This is a genomic window from Thalassomonas sp. RHCl1 (assembly GCF_947387555.1).
Classification (GTDB): Bacteria; Pseudomonadota; Gammaproteobacteria; order Enterobacterales; family Alteromonadaceae; genus Thalassomonas.
The window spans coordinates 72,552-92,228 of sequence record NZ_CANDNZ010000005.1 but is presented as its reverse complement, the minus strand read 5'-3'; the positions used below and the strand labels follow the sequence as shown (position 1 = coordinate 92,228).

The window sequence follows — 19,677 nt, the reverse complement described above, 5'->3', positions numbered from 1 at the left end:
ATATCATATTTCCCCTGTTAAATACTTTCGGGTATAATCGCGCAACTTTGTAAAGCCGCCGGCTTTACCCGAGATATTTAGATGATGTAAAAGCCAAGTGCCAAGGTAGTCCATGACAGTTGAACAATTCGATCCCAAGCAAACCACGACTTTAGATATTCCTTCAAAAACTATTGAAGCGAATCAAGCAGAACTTGCGCCCCAAGGGGGGGAAGCCAAGCGTTCACGCATAGGTTTTATTTCACTTGGCTGTCCGAAAAACCTAGTGGATTCTGAGCGTATTCTGACCCAACTCAGAACCGAAGGTTATGATGTCGTCAACAGCTATGACGATGCCGAGCTGGTGATCGTTAATACCTGTGGTTTTATCGACTCTGCGGTAAAAGAGTCGCTGGACACTATCGGTGAGGCATTAACCGAAAACGGTAAGGTGCTGGTCACAGGTTGCCTGGGGGCTAAAGAAGATGAAATCACCGAGATTCATCCTAATGTGCTTGGCGTTACCGGGCCGCATGCCTATGAAGAAGTGCTTAATCAGGTGCACGAACATGTTACTAAGCCGAAACACGACCCTTTTACTTCCCTGGTGCCGGATCACGGCATTAAACTGACCCCGAAACATTTTGCCTATTTGAAAATATCTGAAGGCTGCGATCACCGTTGTACCTTCTGTATTATCCCATCGATGCGCGGCGATCTCGACTCACGCCCTGTCGGGGATGTTTTGGGTGAGGCAAAACGCCTGGTCAACGCAGGGGTAAAAGAGTTATTGGTGATCTCCCAGGATACCTCAGCTTATGGCGTCGATGTTAAGCACAAAACCGATTTCTGGGACGGGATGCCGGTAAAAACTCATATGCAGGCCCTGTGCGAGCAATTATCAAAAATGGGCGTTTGGGTGCGTTTGCATTATGTTTATCCTTATCCTCATGTGGATAATATCATTCCGCTGATGGCAGAAGGTAAAATTTTGCCTTATCTGGATATCCCGTTTCAGCACGCCAATAAACGCATCTTAAAATTAATGAAACGTCCCGGCAGCCCGGAGCGTACGTTAGAGCGCATTAAAAAATGGCGTGAAATCTGTCCTGAGCTGGTGATCCGTTCGACCTTTATCGTCGGTTTCCCGGGGGAGACCGAAGAAGAGTTTGAAGAGTTGCTGGCGTTTTTACAAGAAGCCCAGCTTGATCGGGTTGGCTGCTTTAAGTATTCGCCGGTAGAAGGCGCCAAGGCCAATGATTTGCCGGATCAAATCGATGAAGCCGTGAAAGAAGAGCGCCTGCAGCGCTTTATGGCTGTGCAGGCGAAAATCAGCGCCGATAAGCTACAGCAACGTATCGGTCAGGAATACCTGATCCTCATTGATGAAGTGAACAGTGAGGGGGCGGTTGGTCGCAGCTATATGGATGCGCCGGAAGTTGATGGTAAGGTTTATCTTACCGATGAATTTGATGTCCAGCCCGGCGATCAGGTGTGGGTGCAGATCATCCACGCCGATGAGCATGATGTTTGGGGCGTGCGGGTAGAAGATTAACCGCTACTTTTTCAAAGCCTAACCAAGCCCGGTGACATGTGTATGTTACCGGGCTTTTTATTTGGGTATGTCTATATTTATGTGCTGTATGGCTGGCAAAGTGCCGGCTAAGTTGTTTAAAAGCATTGGCTAATGCAGTTGCATCAGTTTATTTTCGACATCCACTGATATTTTATGGGTTTTGATAAATGACGAGCCAATATTGATCCCCGGAATACCGTCGAGAAATTTCACTTCGGGTGAGTTAAGGCGCACCTGGCCAATGGTTACGTCTCCTTTGAGTTTCCCTGACCAGATATCCAACTCCCGTCCCGGCATTCTTGCCTTGCCTGTAATTTGCGGGGCTTGTTGATATTCAAATTTATCCTTGAGTGCTAATGGCAAGGTAATAGTGCCGGGGGAGCCTGTGTCCAGGTGGCCTTTTAATACCTTGCCGTCAATATTAACGTCAAAGCTGGGAAACATTTGCTGCTCAGTTTCCAGCGGCAAGATACCTGCTTGCCTGGCGCTGAGTTGCTTCTCACTGTCATGGGTTAAAGTATTATTGGCATTGTCAAAAGTGAAGGTGCCTGGGGTAAAGGCCCAGGCGCTTAACACCCCTTTGGGCATGTCTTTACCGGCTAATATGTGGGAGTCATGGCTGCTGATGTTGTCCAGCTTCAGGGAGAAACTGCCAAAATCTACGGTTTCCCCCTGATAGTTATTGATGTCTATGGTTTTGCCTTTTCCCATGTTCTGCATTTGCGTGGTATTGATATAGGTAAGATCCAATGTCTGTACCAGCGCTTTGTCCAGCATTAATCCGCCGGTAAAGCCGGTATCGACAATCACGGTAAAAGGTTTGGACCCGTTAATGGCGATATCTACCGTGGGACGCGGGCCAAATTTACCCAGTGTCAGGGTATTTGGCTTGGCATCGGCTGTGTTGATGGCGGCTGTCAGGCCAAATAAAATGCCGGCAAAAAGGCGGGGATTTTTATGAATTACTTGCTGTAAGTGCATAAGATTTTCCTTAGGTCTTGTCTTTGTTGTTGCAGACTAAAGGGCAATATGCGTACCGGAAGGAAAGTTGTTGTTTTATAAGAGGTAATTCGCCAGTTATTTTTATATAGAGAAGTGATGTCCTCAAATAAGGAACCAGGCTTCCTGATATAGGGAGCTGCCAGGGTAGGGGCTAAAAAATAACCCCCTCATCTTTTTCAGAGTGAGGGGGTTATTAGGGTAAGTTGTAGCGCTTAGTTATTACAGCTTAGTGCCTAACTTTAAAACCGCTTAAAAACCACATTGTTTACCCTTGTTTTTCTCTTTTAACCAGGTATGCAGTGGTGCAAAGTAATCTAAAATGGCGGTGGCATCCATCTGTTCATTACCGGTTAATACCTTGTAGGCTTGTTGCCATGGCATGCTTGAGCCCATTTCTAACACGGTATTAAGGGCTTTACCGGCATCCTTGTTGTTGTAGATAGAACAACGGTGGATAGGATCGGTATTACCGGAAATTTCACATAAGGCGCGATGGAATTCAAACTGCTGGATATGCGCCAGGAAGTAGCGGGAATAAGGAGTATTCGCCGGTACGTGATATTTAGCACCCGGATCGAAAGCCTCTTTATCACGGGCAACCGGAGCGGTGACACCTTGATATTTCTCACGTAATTCCCACCAGGCAGTGTTGTAGTTTTCCGGAGTAATTTCACCTGAGAATACTTTCCAGCGCCACTGGTCAACTAACAGGCCAAAAGGTAAGAATGCCACTTTATCCAGTGCCATTTTCATCAACAGGCCGATATCTTTGGACTCATCCGGGATAGTATCAATTAAGCCTATTTCTTTCAGGTACTTAGGAGTAACAGAAAGGGCAATGGTATCACCGATAGCTTCATGGAAACCGTCGTTGGCGCTGTTTTGATAAAACACCGGCTGGTTCTGATAGGCGCGCTGGTAGAAGTTATGGCCCAGCTCATGGTGGATTACAGAGAATTCTTCACCGGTGCGCTGGATGCACATCTTGATGCGGATATCGTCTTTGGCATCTAAATCCCAGGCGGAAGCGTGACAAACAACATCTCTGTCTTCTGGCTTGGTAAATAAAGAGCGTTGCCAGAAAGTTTCCGGCAGGGCTTCAAAGCCAAGGGAGGTAAAGAATTTCTCAGCTCCTCTCACCATTTGCTTTTCATCATAGCCGTGAACGGCTAATTGCTTGGTAACATCGTATCCCGGATCGGCATTTTCCGGGGCAACCAGGTCATAAACATTGCCCCAGGTTTGCGCCCACATGTTACCTAAAAGATGTGCCGGAATAGGGCCGTTTTGCGGTACCTTATCGGTACCGTATTTTTCACCCAGTTCAGAGCGCACATAACAATGCAGATCATCGTATAAGGGTTTTACCTGGCCCCATAAACGGTCCAATTCATCGGCAAATTCATTGGGTGACATATCATAGTTTGAGCGCCACATGGTGCCCAAGTCAGGATAACCCAGGCCGTTGGCGCCTTCATTGGCCAATTCTGCCTGACGGGTATATAAGTCTTTCATCGGCGGACTGACTTGACGCCAGCCTTGCCATAATTCCAGCAACTCGTCGTAATCGCGTGAAGTGGCCATGGTGGCGGTCATATCACCCAGGCTTAATTTTTCACCGGCTTTGGTGGTATAAGTACCTTTACCGTACATGCTGCCAAGCTCGGCGCCTATTTTGGCAAGCTCGGCTGATTTTTTAGAATCTTGCGGGGCAGGGATAACCAGGCTTTGTTTCAGGAAGTTGAGCTTGCGGCGTTGATCAGGCGTAACTTCGACATCGTCAAATTTGGCTGCTTCCATGGCGAAACGTACGCCGGCTTCGGTGGATTTTTGGTTGGCGGCAGAGGACAGGGCGGCGGTATCTTCGGTGATAAAGTTTTGGTAAATCCACTCCGCACGGGCACCTTCTTTATTTAAACGCACCATTTCTTCACTAACACGGGCCAGGAAGCTATCAGCATCTTTCGCAGTTAAGGTTTTGCTCATTTCTGCCTTGGCAGCTTGGGGCGCAGAGGCATCTGAAGTCGTCTGGTTACAGCCGGTAAGCGTAGCCGCGATCAGCAGCGCAACACCGGTCAATTTAAATGTTGTTTTTTTCATAGTTTGTTGTAATTTTTGTGATCCTTTGGGGTGGCAAGATTATATAAAATTGTCCAGTGATAACAAGGGATTTGCGGGGAAATGCCGATAATTATCGTTGAGTTTCATTGTTAATCTGTCCGGTAATTGCAGAAATGGCGCATTAAAATACAAATAACCGTTTTCAGGTGGTTTTTTGGGCAAAAAAAAGGCTCGGTGGTGATTGACAGATCAGGTCACAGAGCCAGGGAGGAATTGTTTAAGCATATGCGCTAATACCTGTTTGAGCAGGGATCCCCGGCAAAGTTCATTAAAATGCAAAATAATTCTCAATAATTTATTATTAGGTGAATCGTGTTAAATGGTTTTGAAAAATTTGTTCGATAATTTTTCTTCAGTAACTGTTATTGACCTGATGAACCAACTTAGGCTATTTTAAACATCTGTTTAAACCGTTTGTTTTAATAATGTTGTAATGGTGCCTGAAAGCATATGAGTACAAAAAATAAAATTTTGGATGCAGCTGAGCAGTTGTTTGCAGATAAAGGCTTCAATGGCACCTCGTTAAGGGAAATAACGAGCCAGGCTGAGGTGAATCTGGCGGCGGTGAATTATCATTTTGGCTCTAAAAAAGAGTTGATCAAGGCGGTCATGTCCCGCTACATGAATGAATTATCTCCGCGATTGGAGTCGGCGCTTGAAGCCGTGTGTCAGCAGCAGGGGCAGCCCAGCCTGATACAGGTGTTTTCGGCTTTTGTTGAACCTTTACTTTCCTTAAATGAGTTTCAGGAAAACGGTACCAGCAATTTCCTGCAGTTATTGGGTAGGGGTTATACCGACAGCCAGGGCTTTTTACGCTGGTTTTTAACCACTCAATATCCTAATGTCATTTCTTATTTTGTTGATGCGGTGCAAAAGGCCTATCCTGAGCTGACGCCGGAAGACATGTTCTGGCGCTTGCATTTCACTATGGGCACCATAGTGTTTACCATGTCATCAAGTGATGCCTTAATGGATATTGCCGCCAATGATTTTGACCGGAAAATGGATATCGGTGAAGTGATCCAGCAGGTGATCCCTTATGTGGCGGCCGGAGTGGCGGCGCCGATAAACAGAGCTGATTAATTTATCCCCCCTTTAATGCCCGGAAAATGAAATTTCCGGGCAGGGCTATTGCCTACTTTTTCACCAAGCGGCCCGCCATTACTTGAAATTCCCCTCTGCAGCTTTGTTAATGTCGCTAAATTGGGTAGAGTAGCAGCATATTTTATTTTAAGTGTGTGGTTATGGGTCCAATAATGCTTGATGTGCAGGGCACATCATTATCGGCAGAAGATAAAGAGCTGCTTGAGCATCCACTGGTGGGTGGTTGTATTTTATTTTCGCGAAATTATCATTCGCCGCAGCAAATGACGGCGCTGACACAGGACATCAGGAACGCTGCCGGTGAGAATATCCTGTTGGCGGTGGATCATGAAGGTGGCCGGGTACAGCGATTTCGTGAGCACTTCACGGCGATCCCCGCCATGGGAAAACTCTGGTCACTTGCCGGGGAAGATAAAACCCGGGCCATGAGGTTGGCGCATCAGTGTGGGCTGTTAATGGCACTGGAAGTCCAGGCGGTGGGCATAGATATCAGTTTTGCCCCGGTACTGGATATCAATGGCATCAGTGAGGTGATTGGCGATCGCGCCTTCCACCAGCAAACGGATGTTATCATCCCCCTGGCAACGGCCTTTATTGATGGCATGAATAGCGCAGGTATGCTGGCAACAGGTAAACATTTTCCCGGACACGGCAGTGTTAAAGAAGACTCCCATATTGCTTTACCCGTAGATTCTCGCTGTTTTAATGATATTGCCGGTTTAGATCTCAAACCTTTTAAAGCGATGTTGGATAAAGGTGCTTTGTCTGCGCTGATGCCGGCCCATGTGATTTATCCTGATGTCGATAAGCTCGGTGTGGGATTTTCTTCTGTCTGGCTGCAAAAAGTCCTCAGACAGACGTTGGCTTTTGACGGAGTTATTTTCAGTGATGACTTATCCATGGAAGGGGCGGCGGTGATCGGCGGTTATATGGAGCGGGCCGAAGCCGCTCAGCAGGCGGGCTGTGATATGTTGCTGGTGTGTAATAACCGCGAAGCGGCTATTGAGGTGATCGATAACGCCAATATCAGCATTGACCAGGTAAGCAGCAGGCGTTTAGGCAAGCTACTGAAGATAACCGATACCGATTGGGCCGGGTTGGCAAAGGATCCCCGTTGGCAGCAAGCGAACCGCTTTGTCAAAGATTTCCTGTAAAGATAATAAATGATACGGCATAAGCCTTGACGCTATAAAGGCAACTTATACGTAAACTAATAACGAAAAGAAAAACAACAGACATGAAACTTAATCGAGAGCATTTTATTGTGATTGCGCCGCTGGCAGCAATGGCATTTTATTTTATCCTGGGACAACTGGGCCTGGCAGAAAAGCCGGCGCTGGCTGCCGCCATTACCTTATTGACTGTGATGTGGTGGGTCAGCGAGGCCATCCCCATTCCGGCAACCTCACTGGTGCCCTTTGCCCTTTTCCCTTTGTTTGGCATTCTTGATCATAAGTCGGTGGCGTCGGCATTAGGCAGCCATGTGATTTTATTGCTTATGGGGGCTTTTATGCTCTCCAAGTCACTGGAAAAAAGTGGCGCGCATGAGCGGTTGGCGGTCTATATGATACGTCTGGTAGGGGTTTCCAGCGGCAGACGCCTGGTGCTTGGTTTTATGCTGGCGGCAGGCTTTTTAAGTATGTGGATCTCCAATACCGCGACAACCTTGATCATGTTGCCGATTGCCCTGGCGATTCTGGCCCATGTCGATAACCCTAAACTTAAAGTGGCGTTAATTTTGGGCATCGCCTATGCTGCCAGTGTCGGTGGTATGGGCTCCCTTATCGGTACCCCGCCAAATGTTATTTTTGCCGGTATATATGAAGAACAAACCGGTCAAGAGTTTGGCTTTTTCGCCTGGATGAAAATAGGTGTTCCCGTGATCTTGGTAGCCTTGCCGCTGATGGCGGTATGGTTGACCCGTAATGTTACCTTAGAGCATAAAATTGAGTTGCCTGAATTAGGGGCTTGGCGCACAGAGGAAAAAAGAACCTTATGGGTGTTTGGCTTAACGGCACTAGCCTGGGTCACCCGTAAAGAGCCTTTTGGCGGTTGGAGTGGTGCATTGGATATTCCCATTGCCGGTGACAGCACAGTGGCGCTTACTGCGGTTGTGCTGATGTTTTTAGTTCCCAACGGCAAAGGTGGACGTTTACTGGACTGGGACAGCGCCGTTAAAATTCCCTGGGGCATGTTATTGCTGTTTGCCGGCGGTATTGCCATTGCCAAAGGTTTCACCGCCTCCGGATTAAGTACCATGCTTGGCGATTGGCTGACAACTTTAGCCAACCTTCCGGCTATTTTGATGATTTTAACCATTTGCCTGGTGGTGACATATCTTACCGAAATTACCAGTAATACCGCCACGGCCACCTTGTTAATGCCGATATTGGCGGTGGCGGCAATTTCGTCCGGTTATGATCCCGTGGTCTTTATGATCCCGGCGGCGATGGCGGCCAGTTGTGCCTTTATGTTGCCGGTTGCAACCGCGCCGAATGCCATTGCCTACGGTACCGGATATATAGAAATACAGGATATGGTGAAAGAAGGGGCGATACTGAGTGTGCTGGTTTCCAGTATTATCGGTTTATTCTGTTATTTCATTTTGATTTAAGTAATTAAATTTTAGCCCGATAATAAAAAAGCGATGTTAAGTTAACATCGCTTTTTTATATTTAGGAAGAAGGGTATGTTTCGGTGACAGAATGTCAAAGAGCAACTGATGTTCAGGAAGAACGGTATGCAGCGATGACAGGATGTCAAAGAGTCGCTATCTTCACAGAGCGTTTGGCTTCATACTAAATTTTTCTGGCATATAATAACCGTGCCAGCAGTATTAGTACAAAAACACCGGTATAAATGGCGTAAGTGGCTATCATCCATTGAGGCATAGAATAATCAAGGAAGCTCCAGCTGATTTCACCACAATCACCTGTGGCTTCAAATAACCAGGGAAGCCATTGATGCAGCGGTGCCCAGCTGGGGAAATTAGGCACGTAATCGCAGGTAAAAAACAATGAAGAGGATGCTGACTGCATTTCGACATGTTCCATGGCGATCAGTAACCCCCAGATAGCGCCAATCCCCCATAAGGCAAAGGCGATAAAGCGGCCAATAAAAAAGTTATGTCCCAGGCTGCCGACAACACCGGCAAAGAAAATACCCCAAATCGCCACACGTTGATAGATGCACATGATGCAGGGCTCAAGTCCCATAATATATTGAAAGTAGAGGGCAACCAGTTCAAGGGCTAAAGCACTCAATGCCAGTAATTTCCATGGGGTAGCCTTGTCAACGAGATCACTGATAGTTTTCACTTCGTTTCCTTTAATAGTTTTTGGTTATTATTGTTAATTGTTTGTCTGCTCTTGTTCATTATTGACTGAAATCAGCTGATGAACTTTTAACTTTGCTTGTTTTGATGTCATATCTAATAACAGCATCATAGCTACATCCTGTAAATCGATGCTCTAAAACATCCCTGCTGTCGCATCATACATTACATCCTGTAAATCAATGCTCTAAAAAATCCCTGTTGTCGCCATACATTACATCCTGTAAATCGATGCTCTAAAACATCCCTGTTGTCGCATCATACATTACATCCTGTAAATAAAAAGCGCCACTAGGGCGCTTTTTGTATTTTAAAATCGTTTCAAAATATTAATGTGCAGACGGGGCATGGGCTCCGGGGACTTCGGTATGATGTTGGATCAAGCCAGAATCATATAAGCTTTGGGTAGAGTCCGCTAAATGGCCTGAAGAGATAGCTATCAAGCCCACTATGGTCAGAACTATAGTGTATGGGAAAGCCATGATCACCATACGGCCGTAGGATAAACGAATTAACGGGGCCAGGGCTGAAGTTAGCAGGAATAAGAAGGCGGCCTGACCGTTGGGGGTAGCAACACTTGGCAGGTTAGTACCGGTATTGATGGCAACCGCCAGTAGGTCAAACTGGTCCCGGGTGATTTGGCCGGCAGCCAGTGCTTTGGTAACTTCGGTAATATAAACCGTACCAACAAAGACATTATCACTGACCATAGATAAAAAGCCGTTGGCGAGATAGAACATTACCAGTTGCATGTTGCCTTCAAAGGTTAATACCCAAGTGATCACCGGGGTAAAGAGTTGCTGGTCGATGATTACGGCAACAACGGCAAAAAAGACTGCTAATAAGGCGGTAAAGGGCAGGGCTTCTTCAAAAGCATGGCCAATCTGGTGTTCGTCGGTAACACCGGTAAAAACAGTCGCGAAAATGATCACGGTTAAACCGATCAAACCTACAGCTGCCAGGTGAAGTGCCAGGGCAACAATCAACCAGATGGCAATAACCCCTTGCATAATAAGTTTAACGTTATCGCGCTTGGTGCGGTTTTTGGTTGCATCTTCATCAAAATCAATTAAGACCTGACGGACATTGTCACTGAGCTGAGCACCGTAACCGAACCATTTAACTTTTTCCAAAAGCACACAAGTGATCAGGCCGGCAATTAATACCGGGAAGGTGACCGGTGACATGCGGATGGCGAATTCAAGAAAATCCCAACCGGCCTGTTGTCCGATGATCAGGTTTTGCGGCTCACCGACAATGGTACAAACACCGCCTAATGCAGTACCGACACCGGCATGCATTAATAAGTTACGCAAGTAGGCACGGAATTGATCCAGGTCACCGCGGCTATATTCTCCCAGGTGATGATCTTCTGTGTGGTCATGCTCATGGTGCTGCTCTTTGCCCGAGGCTACCTTGTGATAAACCGAGTAGAAGCCAACGCCAACACTGATAATTACGGCGATCACCGTCAGCGCATCGAGGAAAGCGGATAAAAAGGCGCTGGTAAAACAAAACATCAGGGAAACGATGGTCTTCGACTTCACTTTAGTGATGATTTTGGTAAATAAGAACAACAAGAGGTTCTTCATAAAATAAATACCGGCCACCATAAAGACCAGTAGCAGGATTACTTCCAGGTTGACGGTAACTTCATGCATAACCTGCTTGGGGGAAGTCATGCCTATCATCACGGCTTCAATGGCGAGCAGGCCACCAGGCTGCAAGGGATAACATTTTAAGGCCATGGCCAGGGTGAAAATAAACTCAAGCACTAATGCCCAACCGGCAATATAGGGACTGACAAAGAAAAACAGTAGCGGGTTGATGACTAAGAAAGAAACAATAGCAAGCTTGTACCATTCGGGCGAAGACCCTAAGAAATTTTTGTACAGTGCGCTCATAAATGATTGCTGCATAACTAACCTTTATCGTTGTTTTAAACTTAATGGCTTAATACCATCGCGTTTTATTATTAACTATGTAAAATCACAATATACCACAATAAATTATGGCTTATTAACTTCGATGTTAAATTAATTCTCATTTAAAGGTAAATTTTTTGGACTCAGGCCTTTATTGATTAATTTAAAAGCTTTAGCGAGCTATTGTGATTATAGTGGTATTTTCTTTTCTTATCTTTTCGCTTGTTAGAGTGGCTTTTTATTGCACAATAGCAAAAAACTTAGGGCATGAGACAAAAAGCATTTTTACCTGAACAAGGGGGAATTGAGAATAATTCGCAATATTCGTTTTTTACACGCTTGTACTCGGGAGAGCTTCTGGTACAATCAGTTTGCGGTTAAATTAACACTTAAAGGTAAAAAATAGCCTCATGGTAATAAAAGCACAAAGTCCGGCGGGATTTGCTGAACAATATATCGTCGAATCCATATGGAATGGTGGTTTCCCTCCTGGTTCAATATTACCGGCGGAGAGGGAGTTGTCTGAACTGATCGGCGTCACCAGAACCACTTTAAGAGAAGTGCTTCAACGTCTGGCACGTGATGGCTGGTTGACCATAAAACACGGTAAGCCTACTAAGGTGAATAATTTCTGGGATACTTCAAGTTTAAATATTCTTGAGAATTTGGCCCAGTTGGATCAGGAGGGTATTCCCGATCTGGTGGACAACTTATTGTCTGCCCGCACCAATATCAGCGCTATCTATGTTCGCGGAGCTATTAAGAATAATCCAGAAAAAGCCATCGAATTGTTAAGTGCTTACCGTGATGTAGAAGATACCGGTGAAGCCTTTGCCGAATTCGACTATCGCTTGAATAAAGAATTGGTGGTAGCCTCGGAAAATCCGATTTATCTTTTGATTCTAAATGGTTTTAAAGGCTTATATTCTCGCATCGGTAGCTTGTATTTTGCCCAGGAGCAAGGGCGTGAGATATCAAGAACTTATTATCAAAAGCTGATTGACCTGGCCAAGGAAAATAAATTTGATGATGCGGTATTTGCTGTGCGTAAATACGGTATCGAATCCGGTAAGCTCTGGTTGGAGCTAAAAGAAGACGTATTAAAAGAATTATCCGACTAACAGGTATATTTCTTATCAATGAAAAAGCCGGCAATAAAATTGCCGGTTTTTTTGTATATGAATGGTGGAGAAGCTTACTTTAGTGAGGCCCGCTCCTGTTACCTTAAATTTACAGTTGTTCCTGGGGTTCTATGTCAGGACAACGGGCAATAACATCGTCTTCACCGCTTTTATTGGCCTGAACGAGTTTGACATCAAATTGCCATAAATAATGTAAGTGCTTGAGTACTTCACTCTTGGAGTCGGCCAAGGGCACGCCTTTATGTGGAGTATGGCGTAGGGTCAGGGCACGGTCCCCGTTAATATTGGTATCAATAATCTGTATATTAGCCTCCAGGTTGCTCAGGTTATATTGGTTGGACAAGGTGGTGCGCAGTTTTTTATAACCTTGTTCATTATGGATTGCGCCAATTTCCACATAATTATTGCTTTCGTCGTCATGGATATGAAATAACTTGAAGTCCCGCATCAGTTTCGGGGAAAGAAACTGGCTGATAAAACTTTCATCCTTGAAGTTTTCCATGGCAAAATGCACGGTATCTAACCAGTTGCTACCGGCAATTTCCGGAAACCATTGCTTATCTTCTTCGGTAGGGTGCTCACAGATGCGCCGGATATCGATAAACATATTAAATCCGAGGGCATAAGGGTTAATGCCTGAGTAATAAGGACTGTTATACTCGGGTTGTGCCACTACACTGGTATGGCTGTGCAGAAACTCCATCATAAATTTGTCGGTCACTAACCCCTCATCATAAAGGTGGTTTAGTATGGTGTAATGCCAGAAACAGGCCCAGCCTTCGTTCATTACCTGGGTTTGTTTTTGCGGGTAGAAATATTGTGATATCTTTCGTACAACCCGGACTATTTCACGTTGCCAGGGTTTAAGCAAAGGCGCATTTTTTTCGATAAAATATAAAATATTTTCCTGGGGTTCGCTGGGAAATGTGGTTTTGTTTACGGCTTCCTGTGCTTGTGCTGCCGGCAGGGTGCGCCAGAGGGAGTTAACCTGGGACTGAAGATATTCTTCCCGGTCTTTTTGCCGTTTCAGCTCTTCATCCAGGGAGATTTTTTGTGGCCTTTTGTATCTGTCGACGCCATGATTCATCAAGGCGTGACAGGCATCCAAGGTAGACTCTACCTCGGAAATACCATATTTGTTTTCACATTCGGCGATATAGTTTTTGGCAAACAATAAATAGTCTATGATGGAACTGGCATCTGTCCAGGACTTAAACAGGTAATTGCCTTTGAAAAAGGAATTATGGCCATAGCAGGCATGCGCCATTACCAGGGCCTGCATGGTCATAGTATTTTCTTCCATTAAATAGGCAATACAGGGATCTGAGTTGATCACTATTTCATAGGCAAGCCCCATACGTCCCCGTTTATAGGTTTGCTCTGTTTGGATGAATTTCTTACCAAAGGTCCAGTGGTTATAACCAATTGGCATGCCTACAGACGCGTAAGCGTCCATCATTTGTTCGGCAGCGATCACTTCTATTTGATTGGGGTAGGTATCAAGGCGATAATGCTCAGCTACCCGGGCGATCTCTGTCTGATACTGTTTTAATAAATCAAATGTCCAGTCTGGGCTGTCATCAAGCGGTTTGCGTTTGGCCATATCCTCACCTACTCGCTAGCAAATTATCCTGTTGTTTTTATCTCTTGGGTATTCTTGTGAAATAAGTCCCTGAATACTGGGTATATATCGTCAACGGTTTTAATATGCCGCATGGCAAAATGCGGATTATCTTTTTCAAGTTGCTGGTACTGTTGCCAAAGTGTTTGATGCGCTCTCTGGGTGATCTCTATATAGCTGAAATATCGTGTTTTCGGTAAAATCTTATCTGCTAACAGTTTACGGCAATAAGGAGAATCGTCAGCCCAGTTATCACCGTCCGAAGCCTGGGCGCCATAGATATTCCAGTTTGAGCTGCTATAGCGCTCTTCAACCACTTTAATCATAAGTTCAAGGGCGCTTGATGCTATGGTGCCGCCGGTTTCCTGGGAGTAGAAAAATTCCTGCTCATCCACTTCCTTAGCTTGGGTATGGTGGCGGATATAAATAACATCTATGGTTTTATAGGTACGGGTTAAAAACAGGTAGAGTAAAATATAAAAGCGTTTGGCGATGTCTTTGGTTGCCTGATCCATAGAGCCGGAAACATCCATTAAACAGAACATCACAGCTTTAGACGTCGGTACCGGTTGCCGGGTATAGTTGCGAAACCTTAAATCGAAGGTGTCGATAAAAGGCACTTTGGCGATTTTTTGTTTTAACTGGCTTATTTCTTCGCTTAACTCACGCTTTTCTTTAACATGTTCATGGGTATCATTATTGAGTTGCTCGAGCTTGTGCTGGCACTCTTTTAATCGGCGGCGTTTATCGGATGTCATGGCAATACGCCGGGCGATAGAGCCCTGCAGTGATTTCACGATATCGATATTGGCGGGCACACCTTCGGCGCAAAAACCGGCACGCACGGTTTTATATTCGATTAACTTATCGAGCTGGTTTTTCTCCAGGTTGGGCAGCTCCAAATCTTCAAAGAGCAGGTTTAAGTATTCATCTTTGGAAATTGAGAAGATAAAATCATCTTCGCCTTCCCCTGAATCACTCGCTTCGCCTGGTCCACCGCCTTGTCCTTGACTCTGGGGTGGACGGGGGATACGGTCCCCTGTGCTGAACTGGTCGTTGCCCGGGTGTATCCTGTCCTGAACGCCTCCTTTTCCTGTATGGAATATTGGCTCGCTCAAGTCTTTTTTCGGGATAACAATGCTTTCACCGCTGTCAACATCTGTGACGCCGCGTTTATTGATGGCATCAGAAACCGATTTTTTGATCTGACTTTTATAGCGGCGCAAAAAACGCTGCCGATTGACGGTACTTTTGTTTTTACTGTTTAACCGGCGATCGATAAAGTTGGTCATTTAATACTCCCCATACCTAAGGTTAAGAGCCTAAGGTTAAGCGCCAAGGTTAAGAGGATTTTCTTACGCGCAAGTACCATTCTGACAGTAACCTGACTTGTTTTTGGGTATATCCTTTGGCCATCATGCGCTCAACAAAATCATCATGTTTTTGCTGATCATCGGCTGAGGTTTTGGCATTAAAGGAGATCACCGGCAACAAGTCTTCGGTATTGGAGAACATTTTCTTCTCAATTACCGTTCTGAGTTTCTCATAACTGGTCCATACCGGATTTTTTCCGTTATTATGGGCTTTGGCCCTTAATACGAAATTGACGATTTCATTACGGAAATCTTTGGGGTTGCTGATGCCTGCGGGTTTTTCGATTTTCTCCAACTCGTTATTTAAAGCTTCCCGGTCAAATAACTGCCCGGTTTCGGCATCCCGGTATTCCTGATCCTGGATCCAGAAATCGGCATAGGTGACATAACGATCGAATATGTTTTGCCCGTACTCGGAATAAGATTCTAAATAGGCAGTTTGAATTTCCTTGCCGATAAATTCGATATATTCCGGGGTGAGGAAACCTTTAATGAATTCCAGGTATTGCTCGGCTGTTTCTTTGGGTAATTGTTCCCGCTCAACCTGCTGTTCTAACACGTAGAATAAATGCACCGGGTTGGCGGCAACTTCGTTATGGTCAAAATTAAAGACCCGGGATAATATTTTAAAGGCAAAGCGGGTGGATAATCCCGACATGCCTTCGTCTATGCCGGCATAATCCCGGTATTCCTGGTAGGATTTGGCCTTGGGATCGGTATCTTTAAGGCTTTCACCGTCATAAACCCGCATTTTGGAATAAATACTGGAATTTTCCGGATCTTTTAACCGGGACAGCACAGAAAACTGCGCCAGGGTTTCCAGGGTGTCTGGAGCACATTGGGCATCTTTTAACTCGCTGTTCTCAATGAGTTTCTTGTAGATATTGACTTCTTCTGACACCCGCATGCAATAAGGCACTTTGACTATATAAACACGATCGAGAAATGCCTCATTGTTTTTATTGTTTCTGAATGTTTGCCACTCAGATTCGTTGGAGTGGGCGAGTAAAATCCCCTGGAAAGGCAGGGCGGAAAGGCCCTCGGTAGGGTTGTAATTTCCTTCCTGGGTTGCGGTTAATAACGGGTGCAAGACTTTGATCGGCGCCTTGAACATTTCGACAAATTCCATTAGCCCCTGGTTGGCACGGCAAAGGGCGCCTGAGTAGCTATAGGCATCGGGATCATTTTGGGCGAAATGCTCAAGCTGGCGAATATCCACCTTGCCTACCAGAGCGGAAATGTCCTGGTTGTTATCATCGCCGGGTTCGGTCTTGGCAACGGCGATTTGATCCAGTATCGACGGGTAAACTTTTACCACTTTAAACTTGGCAATATCCCCTTTAAATTCATGCAGGCGTTTTGCCGCCCACGGGGAGATAATATTATTAAGGTAACGCAGCGGAATGTCATATTCGTCCTGTAAGACCTTGCCGTCGGCGTTACTATCAAATAAACAAAACGGATGATCATTGACAGGGCTTCTCTCGCCGTTGGCACTGAGCACATAAATCGGCTCCTGCTGCATTAAAGACTTCAATTTTTCTGCCAGGGAAGATTTACCGCCGCCAACCGGGCCGAGCAAGTACAGGATTTGTTTCTGCTCTTCCAGTCCCTGGGAGGCATGGGTTAAATAGGACACTATTTGTTCGATTGATTCTTCCATCCCGTAAAATTCTTCAAAGGCCGGGTATCTGGCAATAACCCGGTTGGAGAATATCCGGCTTAACCTCGGTTCGGTAGAAGTATCAACCATCTCAGGGGAGCCTATCGCCTTTAACAGCCGCTCTGCAGCGCTGGCATAGGCGAATTTGTCTTCCCGACAAATATCTAAAAATTCCTGTAAGCTAAATTCTTCTTCTTGTGCTTGTTCATAGCGCGACTGATAATGATGAAAAATGCTCATACTCGTCTCCAATCGAAATCAAAGGTGTATAAAATAAAGACCGAGAAATAGTGTTATCTATTTATAAGCGTAGTTGCTAATTTGCCAAGCACGTAATTAATAGTGCTTTTTTTGTAACTTATTGTCGTATTAGGAATGTTTGGCCAATAAAATCGAAAACATCAGCTTCCGGCTTTCGCTCTAACCAGGTTGCTTTTATTGGTCTGTTTTGGTTACTTGTCAGTGATAAAAAAGGTGCAAACCGTTAAGAATTGCAAAGTCTCAAATATCGGCATCAAGATACGGGCGTAGCGTATATACAGCTGGTTATCTTAACGTATCCGGCACCGGAGTCTTGAGATATCTTGTCACACTTCTTGTTTGACTCTGCCAGCGGCAAATAGTTGTTCTTTTTTGGTGATTATTTTACCGGCGTCGAGATCAAAAAAGCCAGTGACAGGCACCGGCTTTTAAACTTTGCTGATACCATATAGCGGGTAATGTGGGATCAGCTAATGGCTTGGTTTTGGCTTAAGCAAAGTTTGCTGAAGCAAAGTCCCAGTTAGCCAGAGCCCAGAAGGCTTCCATATAGTTAGGACGAAGGTTACGATAATCGATGTAATAAGCATGCTCCCATAAATCTACGGTTAGCAGCGGGGTAACACCTTCTTCTGTTAACGGCGTAGCGGCATTGGAAGTATTAACAATTGCCAGGCTGCCATCGGCATTTTTCACTAACCAGGTCCAGCTAGAGCCGAAGTTGTTGATGGCGCTGTCGGTGAATTTTGCTTTAAATTCAGCGAAAGAGCCAAAGTTGGCGTTGATCGCTTCGGCCAGGGCACCGCTAGGCTCGCCGCCACCGTTAGGGCTTAAGCTGTTCCAGTAGAAAGTGTGGTTCCAGATCTGTGCAGCATTATTGAAAATTCCAGCAGAAGATGATTTTACTATCTCTTCTAACGATTTGTTTTCAAAATCGGTTCCTTCGATTAAACCGTTCAGCTTAACTACATATGTGTTGTGATGCTTACCATAGTGATATTCCAAAGTTTCTTCAGAAATATGTGGTGCCAGGGCATCTTTTGCATAAGGTAGTGCTGGTAACTCTATAGCCATTTTTTTCTCCAGGAATGTATTATAAATATTTTTTCTTGCACAAAAATAAAGAAGTAGTTTGTTTTTACTAAAAACCAAGTAAAATACTCGGGTTTTAAAAAACCTGCATAGTTTAACCAAATATATGGGTATTGCCAGAATATTTATCAAGTGCAGTAAGTTTTAATATTATTTTTTATTTTTGCATTTTCTTCTTCAGGTTTTACACCTAAATAATGCAGGATAAATAAAATAAGCAGTTTATTTCGGTTGATTCTTTTGGGATAAGCCCCCATATAGCCAGTCAACTTGCATATTTTTATTGGTCACAGTACAGAGGTCATTATGGACACAGTTGAACGTATTAAACAACAAATCGCCGAGAACCCCATCATGTTATATATGAAAGGCTCTCCTAAATTACCTAGCTGTGGATTTTCTGCACAATCGGCACAAGCCCTGATGTCTTGTGGTGAAAAGTTTGCGTATGTCGATATCCTGCAAAACCCGGATATCCGCGCCGAATTGCCTAAATACGCCAACTGGCCGACTTTTCCCCAATTATGGGTGGAAGGTGAATTAATCGGCGGTTGTGACATTATTTTGGAAATGTTTCAGCAGGGGGAATTACAAACCCTGATTAAAGAAACAGCAGATAAGAACCGTTCAGAAGAAAATGCATAAGATTGCATTGAAATATTAATTAGTGCCACCATAGTAGTGGTGTTAATCAATCCGAGCATGCATGTGTCCAACATGTGTGGTCAATATAATTAAACCTTGGAGAATAATAATGAGTGTATTAGTTGGTCGTCCAGCACCAGATTTTACTGCCGCAGCAGTTTTAGGTAGTGGTGAAATTGTTGAAAACTTCAATTTAGCCGAAGCTATTAAAGGAAAGAAAGCAGTAGTATTCTTCTATCCATTAGACTTTACATTTGTTTGTCCATCAGAATTACTTGCTTTTGATCACCGTATGGATGAGTTCAAAAGCCGTGGTGTTGAAGTTATCGGTGTTTCTATCGATTCACAGTTTTCTCATAATGCATGGCGTAATACGCCGGTAAATGAAGGTGGTATTGGTCCGGTTCAATACACTTTAGTTGCTGATGTTAAACATGAAATCTGTCAGGCATATGACGTTGAGCACCCAGAAGCCGGTGTTGCTTTCCGTGGTTCTTTCCTTATCGATGAAGAAGGTAACGTACGTCACCAGGTAGTGAATGACTTACCACTTGGCCGTAACGTTGACGAAATGATCCGTATGGTTGATGCGCTTCAATTCCACCAGGAGCACGGTGAAGTTTGTCCAGCTGGCTGGAACAAAGGTGACAAAGGTATGACAGCTTCTCCAGAAGGTGTTGCTTCTTACCTGGCCGATAACGCCGATCAGTTATAAGTGATTGCTCAGGCCTGAGGGCCTGAAAGGTTACCATTAAAAAGCCAGCTTCGCGCTGGCTTTTTATATTAGGGTGTATGCAGTGGTAACATGTTAATAAACAAAGACAGGATAATGTAGTAATATC

15 protein-coding genes are annotated in these 19,677 nt (G+C 44.9%); 7 read left to right on the top strand and 8 right to left on the bottom strand.

The window, feature by feature from the left end; all coding sequences use genetic code 11:
* The first annotated feature begins 112 nt into the window (after nucleotides 1-112).
* Nucleotides 113-1,534: a 30S ribosomal protein S12 methylthiotransferase RimO gene (gene rimO / locus QL234_RS15385; RefSeq protein WP_281558705.1), complete on the top strand. Its 1,422-nt coding sequence runs from the start codon at nucleotides 113-115 to the stop codon at nucleotides 1,532-1,534.
* A gap of 129 nt (nucleotides 1,535-1,663) precedes the next feature.
* On the opposite strand, the gene QL234_RS15380 is transcribed toward rimO, so the two are convergent.
* Together QL234_RS15380 and QL234_RS15375 are read right to left on the bottom strand one after the other, a co-directional pair.
* Nucleotides 1,664-2,536, bottom strand: coding sequence for an aspartyl protease family protein (locus QL234_RS15380; protein ID WP_281558704.1), 873 nt, complete (start codon nucleotides 2,534-2,536; stop codon nucleotides 1,664-1,666).
* A 270-nt stretch (nucleotides 2,537-2,806) separates the two neighbouring features.
* Nucleotides 2,807-4,657 (bottom strand): M2 family metallopeptidase, encoded by a 1,851-nt coding sequence (locus tag QL234_RS15375; RefSeq protein WP_281558703.1) that lies wholly within the window; start codon nucleotides 4,655-4,657, stop codon nucleotides 2,807-2,809.
* 471 nt (nucleotides 4,658-5,128) lie between these two features.
* On the opposite strand from QL234_RS15375, the gene QL234_RS15370 reads away from it, so the two are divergent.
* From QL234_RS15370 to QL234_RS15360, 3 genes are all read left to right on the top strand, one after another.
* Nucleotides 5,129-5,761 (top strand): TetR/AcrR family transcriptional regulator, encoded by a 633-nt coding sequence (locus tag QL234_RS15370; protein WP_044831498.1) that lies wholly within the window; start codon nucleotides 5,129-5,131, stop codon nucleotides 5,759-5,761.
* 161 nt (nucleotides 5,762-5,922) lie between these two features.
* Nucleotides 5,923-6,936 carry a beta-N-acetylhexosaminidase gene (gene nagZ, locus QL234_RS15365; protein WP_281558702.1) on the top strand — a complete coding sequence of 338 codons (1,014 nt, stop codon included), beginning with the start codon at nucleotides 5,923-5,925 and terminating at the stop codon, nucleotides 6,934-6,936.
* A gap of 83 nt (nucleotides 6,937-7,019) precedes the next feature.
* Nucleotides 7,020-8,396 (top strand): SLC13 family permease, encoded by a 1,377-nt coding sequence (locus tag QL234_RS15360; RefSeq protein WP_281558701.1) that lies wholly within the window; start codon nucleotides 7,020-7,022, stop codon nucleotides 8,394-8,396.
* 184 nt (nucleotides 8,397-8,580) lie between these two features.
* On the opposite strand, the gene dsbB is transcribed toward QL234_RS15360, so the two are convergent.
* Together dsbB and nhaB are read right to left on the bottom strand one after the other, a co-directional pair.
* Nucleotides 8,581-9,099, bottom strand: coding sequence for a disulfide bond formation protein DsbB (dsbB, locus tag QL234_RS15355; RefSeq protein ID WP_281558700.1), 519 nt, complete (start codon nucleotides 9,097-9,099; stop codon nucleotides 8,581-8,583).
* A 346-nt stretch (nucleotides 9,100-9,445) separates the two neighbouring features.
* Nucleotides 9,446-11,035 carry a sodium/proton antiporter NhaB gene (gene nhaB / locus QL234_RS15350; protein WP_281558699.1) on the bottom strand — a complete coding sequence of 530 codons (1,590 nt, stop codon included), beginning with the start codon at nucleotides 11,033-11,035 and terminating at the stop codon, nucleotides 9,446-9,448.
* Nucleotides 11,036-11,451: 416 nt separating this feature from the next.
* Here nhaB and fadR point away from each other — a divergent pair, with 416 nt between their 5' ends.
* On the top strand, nucleotides 11,452-12,162 hold the full coding sequence (fadR, locus tag QL234_RS15345) for a fatty acid metabolism transcriptional regulator FadR (protein ID WP_281558698.1): 711 nt from the start codon (nucleotides 11,452-11,454) through the stop codon (nucleotides 12,160-12,162).
* Between the two features lie 109 nt (nucleotides 12,163-12,271).
* Here the strand turns inward: fadR and QL234_RS15340 are convergent, their stop codons facing one another.
* From QL234_RS15340 to sodB, 4 genes are all read right to left on the bottom strand, one after another.
* Nucleotides 12,272-13,786 (bottom strand): SpoVR family protein, encoded by a 1,515-nt coding sequence (locus QL234_RS15340; protein WP_281558697.1) that lies wholly within the window; start codon nucleotides 13,784-13,786, stop codon nucleotides 12,272-12,274.
* A 23-nt stretch (nucleotides 13,787-13,809) separates the two neighbouring features.
* The gene (locus tag QL234_RS15335; RefSeq protein ID WP_281558696.1) at nucleotides 13,810-15,096 is read right to left on the bottom strand and encodes a YeaH/YhbH family protein; all 1,287 of its coding nucleotides are present in this window, start codon (nucleotides 15,094-15,096) and stop codon (nucleotides 13,810-13,812) included.
* A 49-nt stretch (nucleotides 15,097-15,145) separates the two neighbouring features.
* Nucleotides 15,146-17,080, bottom strand: coding sequence for a PrkA family serine protein kinase (locus QL234_RS15330; protein ID WP_281558695.1), 1,935 nt, complete (start codon nucleotides 17,078-17,080; stop codon nucleotides 15,146-15,148).
* A gap of 510 nt (nucleotides 17,081-17,590) precedes the next feature.
* Complete coding sequence (gene sodB / locus QL234_RS15325) at nucleotides 17,591-18,172, bottom strand: superoxide dismutase [Fe] (RefSeq protein WP_281558694.1); 582 nt, start codon at nucleotides 18,170-18,172, stop codon at nucleotides 17,591-17,593.
* Nucleotides 18,173-18,496: 324 nt separating this feature from the next.
* Here sodB and QL234_RS15320 point away from each other — a divergent pair, with 324 nt between their 5' ends.
* Nucleotides 18,497-18,835, top strand: a complete 339-nt coding sequence (locus QL234_RS15320) for a Grx4 family monothiol glutaredoxin (RefSeq protein WP_044831508.1) — start codon at nucleotides 18,497-18,499, stop codon at nucleotides 18,833-18,835.
* A 109-nt stretch (nucleotides 18,836-18,944) separates the two neighbouring features.
* A complete protein-coding gene (locus QL234_RS15315; RefSeq protein WP_044831509.1) occupies nucleotides 18,945-19,550 on the top strand; it encodes a peroxiredoxin C in 606 nt (201 codons plus the stop codon).
* Nucleotides 19,551-19,677 lie beyond the last annotated feature (127 nt).

What these genes read in the sequence shown, in the direction of transcription:
- rimO (WP_281558705.1), top strand. Translation starts at nt 113, where the DNA reads ATGACAGTTGAACAATTCGATCCCAAGCAAACCACGACTTTAGATATT.
- QL234_RS15380 (WP_281558704.1), bottom strand. Translation starts at nt 2,536, where the DNA reads ATGCACTTACAGCAAGTAATTCATAAAAATCCCCGCCTTTTTGCCGGC.
- QL234_RS15375 (WP_281558703.1), bottom strand. Translation starts at nt 4,657, where the DNA reads ATGAAAAAAACAACATTTAAATTGACCGGTGTTGCGCTGCTGATCGCG.
- QL234_RS15370 (WP_044831498.1), top strand. Translation starts at nt 5,129, where the DNA reads ATGAGTACAAAAAATAAAATTTTGGATGCAGCTGAGCAGTTGTTTGCA.
- nagZ (WP_281558702.1), top strand. Translation starts at nt 5,923, where the DNA reads ATGGGTCCAATAATGCTTGATGTGCAGGGCACATCATTATCGGCAGAA.
- QL234_RS15360 (WP_281558701.1), top strand. Translation starts at nt 7,020, where the DNA reads ATGAAACTTAATCGAGAGCATTTTATTGTGATTGCGCCGCTGGCAGCA.
- nhaB (WP_281558699.1), bottom strand. Translation starts at nt 11,035, where the DNA reads ATGCAGCAATCATTTATGAGCGCACTGTACAAAAATTTCTTAGGGTCT.
- fadR (WP_281558698.1), top strand. Translation starts at nt 11,452, where the DNA reads ATGGTAATAAAAGCACAAAGTCCGGCGGGATTTGCTGAACAATATATC.
- QL234_RS15340 (WP_281558697.1), bottom strand. Translation starts at nt 13,786, where the DNA reads ATGGCCAAACGCAAACCGCTTGATGACAGCCCAGACTGGACATTTGAT.
- QL234_RS15335 (WP_281558696.1), bottom strand. Translation starts at nt 15,096, where the DNA reads ATGACCAACTTTATCGATCGCCGGTTAAACAGTAAAAACAAAAGTACC.
- QL234_RS15330 (WP_281558695.1), bottom strand. Translation starts at nt 17,080, where the DNA reads ATGAGCATTTTTCATCATTATCAGTCGCGCTATGAACAAGCACAAGAA.
- sodB (WP_281558694.1), bottom strand. Translation starts at nt 18,172, where the DNA reads ATGGCTATAGAGTTACCAGCACTACCTTATGCAAAAGATGCCCTGGCA.
- QL234_RS15320 (WP_044831508.1), top strand. Translation starts at nt 18,497, where the DNA reads ATGGACACAGTTGAACGTATTAAACAACAAATCGCCGAGAACCCCATC.
- QL234_RS15315 (WP_044831509.1), top strand. Translation starts at nt 18,945, where the DNA reads ATGAGTGTATTAGTTGGTCGTCCAGCACCAGATTTTACTGCCGCAGCA.